Origin of the sequence: Roseateles sp. (assembly GCF_044373315.1) — a bacterium.
Classification (GTDB): Bacteria; Pseudomonadota; Gammaproteobacteria; order Burkholderiales; family Burkholderiaceae_C; genus JACDQM01.
This window is the reverse complement of the sequence record NZ_JBILQK010000075.1, coordinates 1-18,289: the sequence shown is the minus strand read 5'-3', so window position 1 is coordinate 18,289 and position 18,289 is coordinate 1. Positions and strand designations below refer to the sequence as shown.

The window sequence follows — 18,289 nt, the reverse complement described above, 5'->3', positions numbered from 1 at the left end:
TTCGCTCAGCCAAGTTGTTCGACGTGTTCAAGCCTGCGCAACCGACCGGCGAGCTCCAAGCCGGTGAGCGCAGTCTGGCCGTTCGTCTCGAGCTTCTTGACGAGGCGGCCACCTTGACTGATGAGCGGATCGAGCAGGCGGTGGCGGCGGTGATCGCTCGCCTGCGTGCCGATCTGGGCGCCAAGCTGCGGGGCTGAGGAGGGAACCCGATGAGCATTAACGACGACGAGTCCCGCGACGGCGCTGCCCGTGTGCTGCTGCCCAGTCTTGAGACGCCGACTCTGACCAAGGCGGAGCTGGCTGAACTGCTGTTCGACAAGCTGGGTTTGAACAAGCGCGAGTCCAAGGACATGGTCGAGGCCTTCTTCGACATCATTCACGCCAGCCTGGTGACGGGACAAGACGTGAAGCTGTCGGGCTATGGCAACTTCAATATCCGGCGCAAGGCACCACGACCTGGGCGGAATCCGCGCACCGGTGAAGCGATTCCCATCAAGGCGCGCAATGTCGTGACTTTTCATGCCAGCCACAAACTCAAGGGACAGGTGCAAGGTGATACACCTGCGGCTGAAGACTTCGAGTAGAGTCTGACCTCCCCACCTGAAGCCCTTGATTTCAATGGACAAAGCGCTTCCTGCGATTCCTGCCAAACGCTACTTCACGATCGGTGAAGTCAGTGAGTTGTGCGGCGTGAAGCCCTACGTGCTGCGCTATTGGGAACAGGAGTTCACCCAGCTCAAGCCGATGAAACGGCGGGGCAATCGGCGCTATTACCAGCACCACGAGGTGCTGCTGATCCGCCGCATCCGTGATCTCCTGTACGACCAAGGCTTCACCATTTCCGGCGCGCGCAATCAACTGGGTGAACTCGGCTCACAGCGGCTCGACGCGGCGCAAGCCTTTCAGGATGAGACCCTCGCAGCGGGTGAGTTCGACACAGACCCAGCTGTCGCGGATGCCGAGTTTGCTGCTGATGGTGAACTCGGTGGCCCTGGCTTGCTGTCGCTCGACCAGGTCCGCAAGGAATTGATGTCGATACGCGAGTCTTTGCTTGCCTAGGCGGTAATTACTGGCCTATAATGCAAGGCTTCGTCGGGGTGTAGCGCAGCCTGGTAGCGCACTTGCATGGGGTGCAAGGGGTCGCGAGTTCGAATCCCGCCACCCCGACCAAAAACAAGAAGAGAAATCAACGGCCTAGATGCTAACGCGTCTAGGCCGTTTTTCCGTTTTGGGGTCTGTTGCCAATGCCTCTCAGCATGGGCAACAGACAAGACCGCAGCGAGTGCCGGACCGATGCCGCGATCAACTCAACTGCCAAGGTTTGCGAAATCGTTCACAACGCCTCGCTGGAGCGTCGGTTCGAGATGTCATTGAAATAATATAACTGATACATTCGACCGTGAAGTAGCCCAATCAAGAGTTCCCATGAAACAGTCCGACGCTGTTTGTCCGCTGGATGACGAGGACACACTCCTCATCGAGGACGACCGAGAAGCTGAGGCGCATCCGAGCGCAGCTGCAAATCCCTGGAAGGTGCTGGTCGTCGACGATGACGCGGATGTTCATCACGCCACCGAGTTGGCCTTGCGTGGTCTCTTGGTGGAGGGCCGCCCGCTGCTGCTGCTTCACGCGTTTTCCGGGGCACAGGCAAGGGAACTTGTCGCGGCGACAGAGGATCTGGCGGTGATTCTGCTGGACGTCGTGATGGAGGCGGAAGACGCGGGTCTGCGCCTGGTGGTCCATGTCCGCGAGGTGCTCAAGCGCAGCGCCTTGCGCATCATCCTGCGGACAGGGCAACCAGGTTATGCCCCTGAGATGGACACGATCCGCAACTACGACATCAATGACTACAAGACTAAGTCCGAGCTGACGCGCGTACGCTTGTTCACCAGCCTGACGTCTGCAGTGCGGGCCTACCAGCAAATGCGCGCGCATGAAGAAATGCGTCGCGGGCTGGAGACGGTGGTGCAGGCCAGCACTTCCTTGACCAAGCTTCACGGGATGCAGCTGTTCGCGCAAGGCGTCGTTGCTCAGCTCTGTGCCTTGTTGAATGTCGAACCGGAAGGGTTGATCTGTGCTCAGGCGGGAATCGAGAAGAGCGGCGAGCCAGCCCGGGTGATTGCGGCATCTGGCCAGTTCAGCCACATGATGCAGCAACCGCTGTCCGAGCTGGCCCTACCGGAGGTGAGTCAGGCGCTGCAGCAATGCCTGAACGAGCGGCGCGGTCGCTTCGAGCCGCCATTGCTCCTGTACTTTGCGACTGAAGACGAGCGAGGCATCGCGGCCTATGTTGACGTCCGGCGTGAGCTCGAGCCGCTGGACCGGCATCTGCTCGAGGTGTTCTGCGCCAGTACCGCCGTCGGTTTCGAGAACGTGTTGCTTTATGGGCGCCTGGTGGACCAGGCCTACGTTGATCCTCTGTTGCGCGTTCCTAACCTGAATCGCCTGATCGAACTGTTGGCTGCGACAAGCTCGGAGCTGTGCCAGACCACGCTGGCGCTGCTGGATGTCGACGAGTTCTCGGCCATTAACGACACACTCGGACATGAGTTCGGCGATGCGGTGCTGCGAGCGATTGCCGATCGCTTGTCGGCAGCCTTGCCCCAAGCCACCCTGGCTCGCATTGGCAGCGATGTGTTCGCGCTTCTCGGCCCATCGGCCGAGCTTGGTGGCGACACGCTTCAGCGTCTTTTTGCCGATGTCTTCAACGTGAAGGGTCAGCGGCTGCGCATCAGCGCGAGTGTTGGCCTGGTCCAACTGGCCGAAACGGCGCGCACCGGTACTGCCTTGCTGAGGGACGCACATGTCGCGTTGAAGCAGGCCAAGCTGCATCAGCGAGGCAAGGCGATCCACTTCTCGGAGTCCATGGGGCAGGACGCCCGCGAGCGAATGCATCTGCTCAATGGTCTTCGCAATGCATTTGATGCCCAGCACCTGTTTCTCGTCTACCAGCCCAAGCTTCATCTGGCGACCGGGCAGGTCAGCGGCGTCGAGGCGCTGCTGCGCTGGCGCCGCGCAGACGGGCATTTCGTTCCGCCCGACCGCTTCATTCCCTTGGCCGAAAAGGCTGGGCTGATGGTCGCGCTCGGATCCTATGTGCTGCGTGCCGCGTGCAGCCAGCTGGCCCGCCTGCGCGCCGCAGGGTACTTGCAGCTCAGCATGGCGATCAACGTCTCTCATGCCCAGTTGCGCGAGCCTGGATTCTCCGAAGTGCTGCGGCAAGTGCTGTCTGAGACTGCAGTACCGCCCGCGCAGATCGAGCTGGAAATCACCGAATCCATGGCAGCCGACGATCTTGAGCTAGTCAGTGAGTTGCTCGTCGAGATCGCAGCGCTGGGCGTCACCGTCGCCATCGACGACTTCGGGACCGGATTTTCATCGTTGGGTGTGCTCCGCAAGCTTCAGGCCCATCGACTGAAGATCGACCGAGGCTTCGTCAATGAGATGCACAAGGACGACAGCATCGCGCGCATGGTAATTGGCCTGGGGCACAGCATGGGCATGAGCATCACGGCAGAAGGTGTCGAGACCGAGCAGCAGGCGCAGGCGCTGAAGGCCTTGGGCTGCGAAGAAGTGCAGGGCTGGCTTTACTCGCGGCCCTTGGACGAGCCGGCGCTGTTGACTTGGCTGGACCAGCACGTCTCCGCAAGGGCTTCAAGCTGAGCCAACCATCCTCCGCCTCGGCATCAGGCATCGCCTCGACAGAGTTGGCCAATGGCCTTGGCAGTCCGAAGATGCAGCGCATTGCGCCGTTTCTGTGAACTGCTGGCCAGGCACAGCGTGCTGAAGATCTCAGGCGCGGTAATCGTCGACTGCGCTAGATCGTCGGGCTGAGCGTCTGCACTCAGCGCACTGCCTGTCAGCGCCGCATACCCATGACCGCGGCGCACCAGGTCCAGAATCGTGGGCACGCTGGAGACTTCCCAGGCAATCTGCAGCTTGACACCGGCGAGCGCAGCCTGCGTCTCCATCAGGCGCCTGAAACTGTGGCCCCACTGGGGCATTACCAGCGGCAGCCGGGCCAGCTCCACCAGCGGCACATTGCGTCCGCCCAGCCTCACCATCTCGGCGCTAGGCCCCACCAGCATCAGCTTTTCCTGCAGCACGGGCGTGATCTCGATCGCGGGACTGGGCTCCGGGTTGTAGACCAGCCCCAGGTCCACCCGGCCGGTGCCTAGCCATTCGCAGATATGGGTTGAGAAACCCTCGACGACGGCCAGCTTGGCCCGTGGCATCGCGCGCTGAAAGTGCTCGATCAGCGGCACGGTGATGCGTCGCGCCAGGCTGGGCGGCAGGCCGACAACGATCTGCCCCACCGGCTCATCGCGGCGGGCACCGATTTCCTGCTGCGCAGCCAGCGCGAGCTGCAGGATGTCGCGGCCGCGTGCCAGCAACTGCCGGCCTGGCTCGGTCAGTGTGACGCCGCGGCCATTGCGCAGCAGCAGGGTTTCGCGCAGCTCCACCTCCAGCGCCCGCACCTGACGGCTCAGCGCCGGCTGGGCCACCCCCAGCTGGACGGCGGCGCGGCTGAAGCTGCCCTGTTCGGCCACCTGGACGAAGTATTCGAGTTGCTTGAGATCCATCGGCCAATTCTGCCCTGAACCATGCCGCGGCGGCATAGCAGTTAGCGTTCACCGGGGCTTGGCCGCTTGGGCCGGGCTTCCCACAATGCGCAGCCAGGAGACAAACAAGAATGAAGCAGACTGCGATTCCCTGCCTGCTGATGCGTGGCGGCACCTCGAAGGGGCCGTTCTTTCGGGCCAGCGACCTGCCGGCCGATGTGCCCACGCGCGACCGGGTACTGCTGGCCGCGCTTGGTTCGCCCGACCGGCGCCAGATCGACGGCGTGGGCGGCGCGCATCCGCTGACCAGCAAGGTCGGCATCGTTGGCAAGAGCGCGCGCGCCGGCATCGACCTTGAATTCCTGTTCGCGCAGTTGCAGCCGGACAAGGACACGGTCGACACCACCCCCAACTGCGGCAATATGCTGGCTGCCGTCGTGCCCTTCGCGCTGGAGATGGGCCTGGTGCAGCCGCAGGGCGATACCAGCAGCTACCGGGTGCTAACGCTCAACACCGACATGGCGGCAGACATCACTGTGCAGACGCCGCTGGGCAATGATGGTCAGCGTTATGTGGAGCACGAGGGCAGCGCGCGCATAGACGGTGCGCCGGGCAGCTCGGCGCCGATCACCATCAACTTTCTCGACACCGCGGGCTCGGTCTGCTCGGGCCTGCTGCCCACCGGCCGTTCGAAGGACACCATCAACGTCGAAGGCGCTGGCTTCGCGCCCTTCAGCATCGAGGTGAGCTGCATCGACAACGGCATGCCGCTGGTGATCTTCAAGGCCGAGGACATAGGCTGCACCGGCTACGAGAGTGTGGCCGAGCTGAACGCCGACAGCGAGCTGAAGACCCGTATCGAGGCGCTGCGCCTGGCCGTCTCGCTGCAGATGGGCCTGGGCGATGTGAGCCAGAAGAACTATCCCAAGATGACGCTGATCGCGCCGCCGCGCGCAGGCGGGGCGATCAGCACGCGCAGCTTTATTCCGCATGTCTGCCATGACGCCATCGGCGTGCTGGCCGCCGTCACCGTGGGCACGGCCTGCGTGCTCAAGGGCACGGTCTGCGAGGGCGTCGTGCAGATGCCTGCAGCTGACGCGAGCGGCGCCTTCAATGTCTCGGTCGAGCATCCCACCGGCGAATTCAGCGTGGCGCTTGCCACCGACCCGGCCGACCCGCAGACCGTCACGCAAGCTGCTTTGCTGCGCACAGCGCGCGCCCTGATGCGCGGCGAGGTGCTAGTGCCGGGCTCGGTCTGGGCCGGTCGCTGAGCCAGGCCCAAGCACCCCAGAACATTCAGGAGAGAGAAGAGAAATGAGCCAAGCCAAGCCGCTGATCATCGATGTCCACGGCCACTACACCACCGCGCCCGCCGCCCTGGGCGCCTGGCGCGATCTCCAGATCGCCGCACTGAAGGACCCGAGCAAGAAGCCCAGTTCCGCCGACCTGAAGATCAGCGACGACGAGCTGCGCGAGTCCATCGAAACCAACCAGCTCAAGCTGATGAAGCAGCGCGGTTCAGACCTGACCATCTTCAGCCCGCGGGCCAGTTTCATGGCCCATCACATTGGCGACTTCGAGACTTCGTCGACCTGGGCCGCGATCTGCAACGAGCTCTGCTACCGGGTCAGCGAACTCTTCCCGGACCACTTCATCGGCGCGGCCATGCTGCCGCAGTCGCCGGGCGTGGACCCCAAGACATCCATCCCCGAGCTGGAGCGCTGCGTCAAGGACTACGGCTTCGTCGGCGTCAACCTGAACCCTGACCCGTCCGGCGGCCATTGGACCAGCCCGCCGCTGACCGACCGCCACTGGTACCCCATCTACGAGAAGATGGTCGAGTACGACATCCCGGCGATGATCCACGTCAGCACCAGCTGCAACGCCTGCTTCCACACTACCGGCGCGCACTACCTGAACGCCGACACCACCGCTTTCATGCAGTGCCTTAGCGGCGATCTGTTCAAGGATTTCCCGACGCTGAAGTTTCTTATCCCGCACGGTGGCGGCGCGGTGCCCTACCACTGGGGGCGCTTCCGCGGCCTGGCGCAGGAGATGAAGAAGCCGCTGCTCGACGAGCATCTGCTGAACAACATCTTCTTCGACACCTGCGTCTATCACCAACCGGGCATCGACCTGCTGACCCAGGTGATCCCGGTGAAGAACGTGCTCTTCGCCAGCGAGATGATCGGCGCGGTGCGCGGCATCGACCCGACCACCGGCCACTACTACGACGACACCAAACGCTATATCGAGGCCACCGCTAACCTCAACCAGGAAGAGCGCTACCAGGTCTACGAGGGCAACGCGCGCCGCGTATTCAGCCGACTGGATATGGCGCTTAAGGCCAAGGGCCTGTAACCAAGCACAAGCACAGAAGGAAGCCGCCATGTACGAACTCGGAGTCGTGTACCGCAACATCCAGCGCGCCGAGCGCGCGGCCGCCGACCAGCTGGCCCAGTACGGCTCGGCCACCGTGCATGAGGCCATGGGCCGCGTGGGCCTGCTCAAGCCCTATATGCGCCCGATCTACGCCGGTGCGCAGGTCTCGGGCACGGCAGTGACGGTGCTTCTGCAGCCGGGCGACAACTGGATGATGCATGTCGCGGCCGAGCAGATCCAAGCGGGTGACATCGTTGTTGCCGCCGTCACCGCCGACTGCACGGACGGCTTCTTCGGCGATTTGCTTGCCACCTCCTTTCAGGCGCGTGGCGCGCGGGCGCTGGTCATCGATGCCGGCGTGCGCGACGTGAAGACGCTGCAGCAGATGCAGTTCCCGGTGTGGAGCAAAGCTGTTTCTGCCAAGGGCACCATCAAGGCCACGCTGGGCTCGGTGAATATCCCGGTGGTCTGCGCCGGCATGTGGGTGACGCCCGGTGACGTGATCGTCGCCGACGACGACGGCGTGGTCTGTGTGCCTTCGGCGCGTGCCGCTGAGGTGGCCGCCGCCGCGGCTGCGCGCGAGTCATTCGAGGGCGAGAAGCGCGCCAAGCTGGCGTCCGGCGTGCTGGGCCTGGACATGTACAAGATGCGCGAACCGCTGGCCAAGGCCGGCCTGCGCTACATCGACTGAGTGCCAGACCATGCCCATCGTTGATCCGAAGAGCTGGCATGTGGGCCTGGTCGGCTTCGGTGAGGTCGGCCGCATCCTGGCCGAGGACCTGCGTGCTGACGGCCTCGCGGTCAGTGCCTACGACCTCAAGCTGGAGCAGCCTGCCAGCGCGGTGAGCCTGCGGCAGCATGCGGGTGAGTTCGGCGTATGGCTGGCCGCTTCGCATGCCGAGCTGGCGATGCGCAGCGATCTGGTCATCAGTGCCGTCACGGCCAGCCAGGCGGTGACCGTGGCCAAGGCCAGCGCACTCGCTATCAAGCGCGGTGCCTTCTTCCTCGACTTCAACAGCGCTTCGCCCGGCGCCAAGCAGCGTGCCGCACAGGCAGTGAATGAGGCGGGCGGTCGCTACGTCGAGGGCGCGGTGATGACCAGCGTGCCGCCTTACCGCCTCAAAGTACCGCTGTTGCTGGGTGGGCCGGATGCCGCTGCGCTGACGGCGCCGCTGAACGCGCTGGGCTTCGCGGCCAAGGTGGCGAGCGAAAGACTGGGCGTGGCCTCGGCGACCAAGATGTGTCGCAGCGTGATGATCAAGGGTCTGGAGGCCATGGTGATCGAGAGCTTCACCACGGCGCGCCACTACGGCGTGGAAGACGCGCTGATCGCCTCGCTGTACGAAACCTTCCCCGGCATCGACTGGGAGAAGCAGGGCGCCTACTTCTTCCAGCGCGTTATCGAACATGGCCGCCGCCGCAGCGAGGAAGTGCGCGAGGTGGCTGAGACCGTGCGCGAAGCGGGCCTCACGCCCTGGAGCGCCAGCGGCACGGCCGAGCGCCAGGCCTGGGTGGCCGATCTGGCCGACGCGGGCCTGTTCGGCGCCAAGGGCAGCAAGGGCTTTGCGCGCAGTCCCGACTGGCGCGTGGAAGCTGACCGCATCCTGGCGCAAGTGAACACCAAGACATTGAGCAAGGACTGACCCCATCATGAGAAAACCCACTTCGGGTGACTTCCAGAAGACGGCCGGCTGGCTGGACTGGTACGAGGGCCCGAGCCAGCCGCGCTTCCAGCTGCCCGCGGGTAGCGTGGATGCGCACTGCCATGTCTTTGGCCCGGGTGCAGAGTTCCCCTATGCGCCAGAGCGCAAGTACACGCCCTGCGACGCCAGCAAGCAGCAGCTGTTCGCGCTGCGCGAGCAGCTGGGCTTTGCGCGCAATGTGATCGTTCAGGCCACCTGCCATGGCGCCGACAACCGAGCCATGGTCGATGCCTGCATCGCCTCGGGTGGCAAGGCGCGCGGCGTCGCCACTGTGCGCCGCACGATCAGCGACGATGAGCTGCAGCAGTTGCACGCCGCCGGCGTGCGCGGCGTGCGCTTCAACTTCGTCAAGCGCCTGGTGGACTTCACGCCCAAGGACGAGCTGATGGAGATTGCCGCTCGCATCACCAAACTGGGCTGGCATGTTGTGATCTATTTCGAAGCGGTGGATCTGCCCGAGCTGTGGGACTTCTTCACCGCGCTGCCCACCACCGTGGTGGTCGACCATATGGGCCGCCCCGATGTGAGCAAGCCCGTCGATGGCCCGGAGTTCGCGCTGTTCCTGAAGTTCATGCGCGAGCATCCGAATGTGTGGAGCAAGGTGTCCTGCCCGGAACGCCTCTCGGTCACCGGGCCGAAGGCACTACCCGGCCAACTGAGCAGCGAGCAGGCCGGGTACTACCAGGACGTCATGCCCTTCGCGCGCCGCGTGGTCGAGGCCTTCCCGGACCGCGTGCTGTGGGGCACCGACTGGCCGCACCCCAATCTGAAGGACCACATGCCGGACGACGGCCTGTTGGTGGACTTCATCCCGCAGATCGCCCGCACGCCCGAACTGCAGAAGAAGCTGCTGGTCGACAACCCGATGCGCCTTTACTGGCCAGAAGAAATGAGCAAAGGCTGAAGCAACATGGCTCTCGAGAAACCCTATCTGGATGTGCCCGGCACCATCATCTTCGACGCCGAGCAGTCGCGCAAAGGTTACTGGCTCAACCAGTTCTGCACCTCGCTGATGAAGGCCGAGAACCGCGCACGCTTCAAGGCCGATGAGCGCGCCTATCTGGACGAATGGCCAATGGACGAGGAGCAGAAGCAGGCGGTGCAGGCCCGCGATCTGAACTGGTGCATGCGCCTGGGCGGCAATATCTACTTCCTCGCGCGCATCGGCGCCACCGACGGCCTGTCCTTCCAGCAGATGGCCGGCTCGATGACAGGCATGAGCGAGGCCGAGTACCGCGACATGATGGTCAAGGGCGGCCGCTCACCGGAGGGCAACCGCTACCTTGGCGAGGACGGCGACGCGCAGCCGCAGCACCAGCCGCAGGGCGCGGCCGGCAAGAACAAGAAGAGCAAGGAGGCCTGAGATGGCCAAGATCACCGCAAGCGTTTACACCTCGCATGTGCCGGCCATCGGCGTGGCCATCGACCTGGGCAAGACGCAGGAGCCTTACTGGCAGCCGCTGTTTGCCGGCTATGAGCCCAGCAAACAGTGGATGAAGGACAACAAGCCCGACGCGATCTTCCTCGTCTACAACGACCATGCCACGGCCTTTAGCCTGGACCTGATCCCTACCTTCGCCATTGGCTGCGCAGCCGAGTTCCAGCCTGCTGATGAAGGCTGGGGCCCGCGTCCGGTCCCGGTGGTCAAGGGCCATCCGCAGCTGGCCGCGCATATCGCACAGTCGGTGATCCAGGACGACTTCGACCTCACCATCGTCAACAAGATGCCCGTCGACCATGGCCTGACGGTGCCGCTGTCGCTGATGTGCGGCCAGCCCGAGGCCTGGCCTTGCCCGGTGATTCCATTTCACGTCAACGTGGTGCAGTACCCGGTGCCGTCCGGCAAGCGCTGCTTCCAGCTGGGTCAGGCGATCCGGCGTGCGGTGGAGTCCTATGACGAGCCGCTCAAGGTGCAAATCTGGGGCACCGGCGGCATGAGCCACCAGCTGCAGGGCGCGCGCGCCGGCCTGATCAACAAGGCCTGGGACAACGCCTTCCTCGACCGCCTGCTTGCCGACCCCGCCGGCCAGGCCGAAGTGCCGCATATCGACTATGTGCGCGAAGCCGGCTCCGAGGGCATCGAGCTGGTGATGTGGCTGATCGCACGCGGTGCGATGTCCGACATCTTCGGTGGTCCGGCGCCGACGCTGCGCCAGCGCTTCTATCACGTGCCTGCGTCGAACACGGCGGTGGGCCATCTGATCCTGGAGAACAACTGATATGGCAGAGAAAACCCTCAAGGTCGCGCTGGCCGGCGCCGGTGCCTTCGGCATCAAGCATCTGGACGGCATCAAGAGCATTGGCGGCGTCGAGGTCGTCTCGCTGGTCAGCCGCGACCTGGCGAAGACCCATGAAGTCGCCGCCAAGTACGGCATCGGGCATGTGAGCACCGATTTGAGCGATGCACTCACGCTGCCCGAGGTGGATGCGGTGATCCTGTGCACGCCCACGCAGATGCACGCGCAGCAGGCGATTGCCTGTATGAAGGCAGGCAAGCATGTGCAGGTGGAGATTCCGCTGTGCGATGTGCTGCGCGATGGCGAGGAGGTGGTGCAGGTGCAGCGCGAGACGGGCCTGGTGGCGATGTGCGGCCACACGCGCCGCTTCAACCCCAGTCATCAGTGGGTGCGCAAGAAGATCGCCGCCGGCGAGTTCAACATCCAGCAGATGGATGTGCAGACCTATTTCTTCCGACGCACGAACATGAATGCGCTGGGCCAGCCGCGCAGCTGGACCGACCACCTGCTGTGGCACCACGCCGCGCACACGGTGGATCTGTTCGCCTACCAATGCGGATCGCCGGTGGTGAAGGCCAATGCGGTCCAGGGGCCCATCCACCCGACGCTGGGCATCGCGATGGACATGAGCATCCAGCTGAAGGCCGCCAACGGCGCGATCTGCACGCTATCGCTGTCCTTCAACAACGACGGCCCCCTGGGCACCTTCTTCCGCTACATCGGCGACACGGGTACCTATATCGCGCGCTATGACGATCTGTTCAACGGCAAGGAAGAAAGGGTCGATGTCTCCCAGGTCGATGTGTCCATGAACGGCATCGAGCTGCAGGACCGCGAGTTCTTCGCCGCCATCCGCGAAGGCCGCGAGCCCAATGGCAGCGTGACCCAGGTGCTGCCTTGCTACCAGGTGCTGCACGCGCTGGAACTGCAGATGCAAGGCTGAGCGATCCCAACATCGAGGGAGACAAAAGAGTGGCTGAAACCCAAGAGCACAGGTCCTGGCTGCGCCTGCTGTGCGATCTGAATGCGGCGATCGGCGGCACCGTGCTGCTTGCCATGGCGGGGATGACCGTGGTCAGCGTCATCGGCCGGGCTTTCTTCGCCCACCCCATCCTGGGCGATGTGGAACTGGTGCAGCTGGGCTGCGCCGTGGTGGTGTCGTCCTTCCTGCCCTATACCCAGCTGCACAAGGCCAACATCATCGTGGACTTCTTCACCCAGAAGGCCTCCGCGCGCTCGCAGCGGCTGATGGACGCGCTGGGCTGCGCGCTCTACACGCTGGTGATGGCGCTGATCGTCTGGCGTGTGGCCGTCGGCGCGATCGATATGCGTGCGGCCGGTGAGCGCTCGATGCTGATGGACCTGCCGCTGTGGTGGCCCTATGTGCTGATGCTGCCGGGCTTCGCGCTGTGCGTGGCTATCGGCGCGCAGCAGACCTTGCAATTGCTCAAGGGCGGCGCCGATGGGGAGGCCGCATGAGCGAGATGACTGTGGGCCTGGCCGTGTTCGGCCTGATGCTGGTGCTGATGGCGGTGCGCATCCCGATCGCGATCGCGATGTTCGTGCCGGGTGCACTGGGCTATATCTTTCTGTCTGGCTGGTCGCCGCTGCTGGCTCATCTGAAGGGCGCGGTCTACGGGCGCGTGTCGGTCTATGACCTTTCGGTGATTCCGCTCTTCATGCTGATGGGCGCGCTGGCGGTTCAGGGCGGCCTGTCCAAGGCGCTGTTCGACTTTGCGAACGCGTTGCTTGGCCGCTTCAAGGGCGGCATGGCGATGGCCAGCGTGCTGGCCTGCGCGGCCTTCGGTTCGATCTCGGGCAGCACGGTTGCCACCACGGCAACCATCGCCCAGGTGGCCTATCCGCAGATGCGCCGCATCAACTACTCGGGACGTTTGGCCACCGCCGTGCTGGCGACGGGCGGCACGATGGGGGTGCTGCTGCCCCCATCGGTGACGCTGATGGTCTATGCCATCCTGACCGAGCAGAACATCACCAAGATGTTCCTGGCCGCCTATGTGCCGGCGCTGCTGGCGGCAGTCGGCTACCTGATTGCGATTGCAGTGATGGTGCGCATCCATCCCGAGCATGCGCCCGAGGCCGAGGCTGCCTCGGCCAGCGCGGTGCTGCAGGCCACGCTCAAGGTCTGGCCGATCCTGACGATTTTCCTGATCGTCTTCGGCGGCATCTACGGGGGCCTGTTCACGGCCACCGAAGGCGCGTCGATCGGCACGCTGTTGACCTTTGTGATCACCGCTGTGCGCGGCGAGATGAGCTTCAAGCGCTTCGCGTCAGCCGTGCGGACCGCGGCGCAGACCAGCGGCATGATCTTCCTGATCTTCATCGGTGCGGACATGATCAACGCCTCGCTGGCGCTGTCGCAGCTGCCCGCGCATCTGGCCGATCTGGTGGCGCATATGCAGATCTCGCCCATCGTGCTGATGGCCTGCGTGATGCTGTTCTATGTGCTGCTGGGCTGCGTGATGGACGAGATGTCGATGATCCTGCTGACAGTGCCCACGCTGTTCCCGGTCATCATGGGTATGGACTTCTTCGGGTTGGCGCCTTCCGACAAGGCGCTGTGGTTCGGCATCCTGATCCTCACCGTGTGCGAGATCGGCATGATCTTCCCGCCCGTCGGGCTCAACGTCTACATCATGAACGGCCTGGCAAAGGACGTGCCCATGAGCGAGACCTACAAGGGCGTGGTGCCCTTCCTGATCACCGACTTTGTGCGGCTGGGGCTGCTCATCGCCTTCCCTTCACTGGCCCTGTGGCTGGTTCACCAACTCACCTGATCGTTCAACAAGTAGGAGACAAGACCATGAAGACATTGCGAAAGATTGGCATTGCACTGGCAGCTGCCGGCCTGCTGCCGCTGGCGGCCCAGGCTGACGAGATCGTGCTCAAGGTGCACCATTTCTTGCCGCCGTCCTCGCCGACGCACACGCTGATCCTGCAGCCCTGGTGCGACAAGATCGCGGCCGAATCCAAGGGCCGCATGAAGTGCCAGATCTATCCGTCGATGCAACTCGGTGGCACGCCGCCTCAGCTGATCGAGCAGGTGCGTGACGGCGTGGCTGACGTGGTCTGGACGCTGCCGGGCTATACCGCCGGCCGCTTCCCGTCGCTGGAAGCCTTCGAGCTGCCCTTCATGATGCAGAGCCCCGAGGCCACCAGCAAGGCGCTGTGGGAGTACACGCAGCAGTTCAGCCAGCAGGAGTTCAAGGACTACAAGCCGCTGGCCTTCCATGTGCACGGCGATGGCGTGTTCCACATGACCAGCAAGCCGATCAAGACCACGGCCGATCTGCGCGGCCTGAAGCTGCGCGCTCCCACCCGCATGACCAACAAGTTCATCGCGATGCTGGGCGCCACACCGGTCAGCATGCCCGTGCCCCAGGTTGGCGATGCGTTGTCCAAGGGCGTGATCGATGGTGCAGTGGTGCCGTATGAGGTGGTACCCTCGCTGAAGATCCACGAGCTGGTGAAGTTCCACTCGGAGACCGATCCGGCCGAAGCCGCCTTCTACACAGCGACCTTCGTGTTGGCGATGAACAAGGCCAAGTACGAGGGGCTGCCGGCCGATCTGAAGAAGGTGATCGATGCCAACAGCGGCCTGGCGCTTTCGGCGGCAGCCGGTCGCGCCTTCCTGCAGGCGGATGCCACGGGCAAGAAGTTCACGGCGAAGAACACCACCAATGTGATTCCGGCCAGCGAGCTCGCCACCTGGAAGAAGCTGGGTGAGCGCCTGTCCGCAGACTGGATCAAGGACATGGACGCCAAGGGCGCCAATGGCGCGCAGATGCTGGACACCGCCCGCAAGCTGATCGCCAAGCATGCGGCCAGCCAGTAATTCCAGGCTGATCAGAACAGGGCCGGCGCCGCAAGGTGCTGGCCCTCTGTTTCTTGCCTTGATCAGCGCTGTTCGGGCTTGCTGACGAAGTTCTGCCAGGCGGTGGAAAGATAGTCGAGGAAGGCCGGGCCCACGCCCTCCTGGCGGAGATGCTCGGCGCTGATCGGAAGCTCGGCCGATGCGAAGCCCGGGTCTGCGATGGCACGCCGCGGAAAATCGTGGTGCAGGATGGCGCCGCGACCGATCAGCACAAAGTCGGCGCCCTGGTCCAGGCAGCGCTGCGCCGTGGCGGCATCCATGATCTTGCCCGCCACGCCCAGGCGGGTACCGCCGCGCTCCAGCTCGGTGAAGCAGCCCAGCAAGGTCTTGCCCTTGAAGGCTTCATCAATCGGTTCACTGAAGACATCCCACAGGGACATGTCCAGATAGTCCAACTGGCCGCTGCCCATCATGGCCTGGGCCAGTGCGCGTGATTCCGGCAGGGTGAGGCCAAAGCGTTCGGGCGACAGCCGCAGCCCGAGCTGGAAGCTGCGGGCGGCGCGGCTGCGGATGCCATCGATGATCTCGAACAGGATGCGGCTGCGGTTTTCGAAAGTGCCGCCATAGCGGTCGCTGCGCTGCACATTGCGGGTGTCGAGGAACTGACCCAGCATGTAGCCATGCGCGCCATGCAGCTCGACCCCGTCGAAGCCCGCGCGCTCGGCCCGCAAGGCCGCCAGGATGAAGTCCTCAACCAACTGCTCGACCTCGGCCGTGCTGAGCGCCCGCGCGCCGGTCTCCGCATCATCCCAGGGTGCCACGGGCTGCTGGCCGGTGAGCTCGGGCTTGGCGCGGCAGCCGGAGTGCTGGATCTGCACGGACGACACGCTGCCGGCCGCGCGGATGCCGCTCGCCAGACGCTCCAGACCGGGCAAGTGCGCGTCCGACCAGATGCCGAGCTGGCCGGGGAATCCCTGGCCGCCGGCTTGCACATGGGCAGCACAGCTCATCGTCAGCGAGAAGTCACCCTCGGCGCGCTTCGTGAGCCAGCGGAATTCGTCGGCGCCGAGGCTGCCATCGGGCAAGCTCTGCCGGTTGGTCAGCGGGGCAAGTGCCAGGCGGTTCTTCAGGGCCGGGCCGCGGGGCAGTGTGAGGGGGCTGGAGAGAGAGGACTTTGAACTCATGCCGAGCATTGTCCCGGCTCCGCCATTTCGCCGCGCGGGTCAGGTCTTGCGCAGCGGCTGCGCCTGGCCGTTGGCGCGCACGCTTGCGCTCGCCTGGCACATCTGGTGAGCCATGCCGCTGTCACCATCGCTGCATGAAGCAAATCGAACTCTGGACCTGGACTCTTCGCTGTGAGACCACTGGGCGCGTTGCGCGCAGCCGATGGAAGATGAGCGCAGCAGAGGCGAAGGCGCGCGACCCGATGGCGCAATCGGTTCCGGGAACACGCGAAGTTAGAGTTGTTCCCGAATCGCTGGAAGCGCGGCCGCGGGGATCAACGAGCGCTTTGGGCTCAAAGCCGCTGAATCGGTCCGAAAACCCATAGCAGTTGGCTGCACGGCGCCTACATGCGGGCCGTAAAAGCACAAGGGGTCAGCACCTTGCAGTGCTAACCCCTTGATTTTTCTGGTGCCGATGAAGAGAGTCGAACTCCCGACCTTCGCATTACGAATGCGCTGCTCTACCAACTGAGCTACATCGGCGTCAAGCCCACGATTATAGACGAATTTCAGTGGTTGTCGTCAAGGTGGTAGGCGGTGATTCGTTCGACCTCGTTCTTGGAGCCCAGCACGACCGAGACGCGCTCATGCAGCTGCGTCGGTGTCAGGTCCAGGATGCGCTGGCGCGCATTGGTGGCGGCGCCACCGGCCTGCTCGATCAGGAAGGCCATCGGGTTGGCCTCGTACATCAGGCGTAGCTTGCCGGCCTTGTTGGGTTCACGTTTGTCCCAGGGGTACATGAAGACACCGCCGCGCGTCAGGATGCGATGCACATCGGCCACCATGGAGGCGATCCAGCGCATATTGAAATCCTTTCCGCGCGGGCCATCCTTGCCGGCCAGGCATTCGTCGATATAGCGCTTCATCGGTTCGTCCCAATGGCGCATGTTCGACATATTGATGGCGAACTCCTTGGTGTCCTCCGGGATGCTCACGCTCTCGGTCGTCAGCACGAAAGAACCCTGCTCGCGGTCCAGCGTGAACATCGTGACGCCGTCGCCCACCGTCAGTACCAGCGTGGTCTGCGGGCCATAGACGCAGTAGCCGGCGGCGGCTTGCTGGCTGCCGGGCTGCAGGAAGTCGTCCTCACTGACGCCCTTGGCGCCTTCAGGCTTCTTCAGCACCGAGAAGATGGTGCCGATCGAGACGTTGACGTCGATGTTGGACGAGCCGTCCAGCGGGTCGAACATCAAGAGGTACTCGCCCTGGGGGAAGCGGTTGGGCACCAGGTAGATGCCCTCCATCTCCTCAGAGGCCATCGCGGCCAGGTGGCCGCCCCACTCATTGGCCTCGATCAGCACCTCGTTGGCGATGATGTCGAGCTTCTTCTGGACCTCGCCCTGCACGTTCTCGCTGCCGGCCGTGCCCAGCACATCGCCGAGAGCGCCTTTGTTGACGCTGATGGCGATGCGCTTGCAGGCGCGTGCGACGACTTCGATCAGCAGGCGCAGCTCCTGCGGGATGTGGCCATGCTGGCGCTGCTGCTCGATCAGGTACTGGGTGAGGCTGACGCGACGGGTCATGATGGTGAAGCTCTTGCTGTGAGGTGAGGGGTCAGGCCTGGCCGGAAGCCAGTGCGTGCTCGACGATCTCGCGCACATCGGGTGAGAGGTCGGGCTTGGCAGTGACGCGGGCAATCGCTTCGCGGGCCGCGCTGCGATAGGGCTCGGCCAGCGAGGCCCAGCGGTCCATGCCGCGCGCCAGACGGCTGGCGATCTGCGGGTTGATCGCATCCAGCGCCAGCACCTGCTCGGCCCAGAACACATAGCCTGCCGCGTCCTTGCGGTGGAAGGCGGCCGGGTTGAACAGGCACAGCGAGGACACCAGGCTGCGCGCACGGTTCGGGTTCTTCAGCGTGAAGTCCGGGTGCTGCAGCAGTTGCTTGACGCGGGCAAAGGTTTTGCCATCCTGCTCGGGCGCGCGCGCCTGCAGCGCGAACCATTTGTCGGTCACCAGCGCATCGCCCTTGAACAGCGCATGGAAGCGGTCCAGCGCGGGCTGCGCCAGCTCGGCATGGGCGCCGACCAGGGCCGACAGCGCGCCCAGGCGCACCGTCATGTCGCCGGCATCCTTGAAGCGCTGGAAAGCGCGGCCGGGCCAGACCGTGTCGCCACGGCGCGTCGCGTCCAGCACCAGCATCGCCAGCGCCAGATTGGCCAACGCGCGCTTGCCCGACGAGACCGGATCGGGCGTGTAGCCGCCCTGGATCTGGTTGGCATCGAAGGCGGCTTCCCAGTCGTCACGCAGAGCTTTGGCCAGCTGCTGCTGGGCGGCTTCGACCGCCGCGTGGATGGCCTGCGGGTCGACCTGGTCGAGCTGCTCGGCGATGTAGGCTTCGTCCGGCAGC

General features: G+C 64.3%; 19 protein-coding genes and 2 tRNA genes. 16 read left to right on the top strand and 5 right to left on the bottom strand.

Annotation, left to right across the window (positions count from 1 at the left end; genetic code table 11):
• The 5 genes from ACIQ67_RS15320 to ACIQ67_RS15300 form a co-directional block, all read left to right on the top strand.
• Positions 1-197: hypothetical protein (locus ACIQ67_RS15320; protein WP_397535245.1), on the top strand; the 197-nt coding region annotated here is incomplete at its 5' end.
• 12 nt (positions 198-209) lie between these two features.
• On the top strand, positions 210-584 hold the full coding sequence (locus ACIQ67_RS15315) for an integration host factor subunit alpha (RefSeq protein ID WP_397535244.1): 375 nt from the start codon (positions 210-212) through the stop codon (positions 582-584).
• Positions 585-618: 34 nt separating this feature from the next.
• Positions 619-1,059: a MerR family transcriptional regulator gene (locus ACIQ67_RS15310; protein WP_397535243.1), complete on the top strand. Its 441-nt coding sequence runs from the start codon at positions 619-621 to the stop codon at positions 1,057-1,059.
• Between the two features lie 34 nt (positions 1,060-1,093).
• A tRNA-Pro gene (locus tag ACIQ67_RS15305) sits at positions 1,094-1,170 on the top strand.
• A 255-nt stretch (positions 1,171-1,425) separates the two neighbouring features.
• Positions 1,426-3,663, top strand: a complete 2,238-nt coding sequence (locus ACIQ67_RS15300; RefSeq protein WP_397535242.1) for a putative bifunctional diguanylate cyclase/phosphodiesterase — start codon at positions 1,426-1,428, stop codon at positions 3,661-3,663.
• A 23-nt stretch (positions 3,664-3,686) separates the two neighbouring features.
• On the opposite strand, the gene ACIQ67_RS15295 is transcribed toward ACIQ67_RS15300, so the two are convergent.
• Positions 3,687-4,583, bottom strand: coding sequence for a LysR family transcriptional regulator (locus tag ACIQ67_RS15295; RefSeq protein ID WP_397535241.1), 897 nt, complete (start codon positions 4,581-4,583; stop codon positions 3,687-3,689).
• Positions 4,584-4,693: 110 nt separating this feature from the next.
• Here ACIQ67_RS15295 and ACIQ67_RS15290 point away from each other — a divergent pair, with 110 nt between their 5' ends.
• The 11 genes from ACIQ67_RS15290 to ACIQ67_RS15240 all read left to right on the top strand — a co-directional run bounded on the left by ACIQ67_RS15290 (position 4,694) and on the right by ACIQ67_RS15240 (position 14,740).
• Positions 4,694-5,833, top strand: a complete 1,140-nt coding sequence (locus tag ACIQ67_RS15290) for a 4-oxalomesaconate tautomerase (RefSeq protein ID WP_397535240.1) — start codon at positions 4,694-4,696, stop codon at positions 5,831-5,833.
• 61 nt (positions 5,834-5,894) lie between these two features.
• Complete coding sequence (locus tag ACIQ67_RS15285) at positions 5,895-6,923, top strand: amidohydrolase family protein (RefSeq protein ID WP_397535246.1); 1,029 nt, start codon at positions 5,895-5,897, stop codon at positions 6,921-6,923.
• A gap of 28 nt (positions 6,924-6,951) precedes the next feature.
• Complete coding sequence (gene ligK / locus ACIQ67_RS15280; protein ID WP_397535239.1) at positions 6,952-7,635, top strand: 4-carboxy-4-hydroxy-2-oxoadipate aldolase/oxaloacetate decarboxylase; 684 nt, start codon at positions 6,952-6,954, stop codon at positions 7,633-7,635.
• A 10-nt stretch (positions 7,636-7,645) separates the two neighbouring features.
• Positions 7,646-8,587 carry a DUF1932 domain-containing protein gene (locus tag ACIQ67_RS15275; RefSeq protein ID WP_397535238.1) on the top strand — a complete coding sequence of 314 codons (942 nt, stop codon included), beginning with the start codon at positions 7,646-7,648 and terminating at the stop codon, positions 8,585-8,587.
• A 7-nt stretch (positions 8,588-8,594) separates the two neighbouring features.
• A complete protein-coding gene (locus ACIQ67_RS15270) occupies positions 8,595-9,551 on the top strand; it encodes an amidohydrolase family protein (protein ID WP_397535237.1) in 957 nt (318 codons plus the stop codon).
• A 6-nt stretch (positions 9,552-9,557) separates the two neighbouring features.
• The gene (gene ligA / locus ACIQ67_RS15265; RefSeq protein WP_397535236.1) at positions 9,558-10,010 is read left to right on the top strand and encodes a protocatechuate 4,5-dioxygenase subunit alpha; all 453 of its coding nucleotides are present in this window, start codon (positions 9,558-9,560) and stop codon (positions 10,008-10,010) included.
• Between the two features lies 1 nt (position 10,011).
• A complete protein-coding gene (locus ACIQ67_RS15260; RefSeq protein ID WP_397535235.1) occupies positions 10,012-10,866 on the top strand; it encodes a class III extradiol dioxygenase subunit beta in 855 nt (284 codons plus the stop codon).
• A gap of 1 nt (position 10,867) precedes the next feature.
• Positions 10,868-11,827, top strand: coding sequence for a Gfo/Idh/MocA family oxidoreductase (locus ACIQ67_RS15255; protein ID WP_397535234.1), 960 nt, complete (start codon positions 10,868-10,870; stop codon positions 11,825-11,827).
• A 29-nt stretch (positions 11,828-11,856) separates the two neighbouring features.
• Positions 11,857-12,363 (top strand): TRAP transporter small permease, encoded by a 507-nt coding sequence (locus ACIQ67_RS15250; RefSeq protein WP_397535233.1) that lies wholly within the window; start codon positions 11,857-11,859, stop codon positions 12,361-12,363.
• Positions 12,360-13,682, top strand: coding sequence for a TRAP transporter large permease (locus tag ACIQ67_RS15245; RefSeq protein WP_397535232.1), 1,323 nt, complete (start codon positions 12,360-12,362; stop codon positions 13,680-13,682). The genes ACIQ67_RS15250 and ACIQ67_RS15245 overlap by 4 nt, the downstream gene beginning before the upstream one ends.
• A gap of 26 nt (positions 13,683-13,708) precedes the next feature.
• Positions 13,709-14,740, top strand: a complete 1,032-nt coding sequence (locus ACIQ67_RS15240; RefSeq protein ID WP_397535231.1) for a TRAP transporter substrate-binding protein — start codon at positions 13,709-13,711, stop codon at positions 14,738-14,740.
• A gap of 62 nt (positions 14,741-14,802) precedes the next feature.
• Here ACIQ67_RS15240 and ACIQ67_RS15235 read toward each other — a convergent pair whose 3' ends face one another.
• From ACIQ67_RS15235 to ACIQ67_RS15220, 4 genes are all read right to left on the bottom strand, one after another.
• Positions 14,803-15,903, bottom strand: coding sequence for an NADH:flavin oxidoreductase (locus ACIQ67_RS15235; RefSeq protein ID WP_397535230.1), 1,101 nt, complete (start codon positions 15,901-15,903; stop codon positions 14,803-14,805).
• A gap of 446 nt (positions 15,904-16,349) precedes the next feature.
• Positions 16,350-16,425, bottom strand: a tRNA-Thr gene (locus ACIQ67_RS15230).
• 26 nt (positions 16,426-16,451) lie between these two features.
• Positions 16,452-17,465 (bottom strand): class 1 fructose-bisphosphatase, encoded by a 1,014-nt coding sequence (locus ACIQ67_RS15225; protein WP_397535229.1) that lies wholly within the window; start codon positions 17,463-17,465, stop codon positions 16,452-16,454.
• 31 nt (positions 17,466-17,496) lie between these two features.
• Positions 17,497-18,289: aminopeptidase N C-terminal domain-containing protein (locus ACIQ67_RS15220; RefSeq protein WP_397535228.1), on the bottom strand; the 793-nt coding region annotated here is incomplete at its 5' end.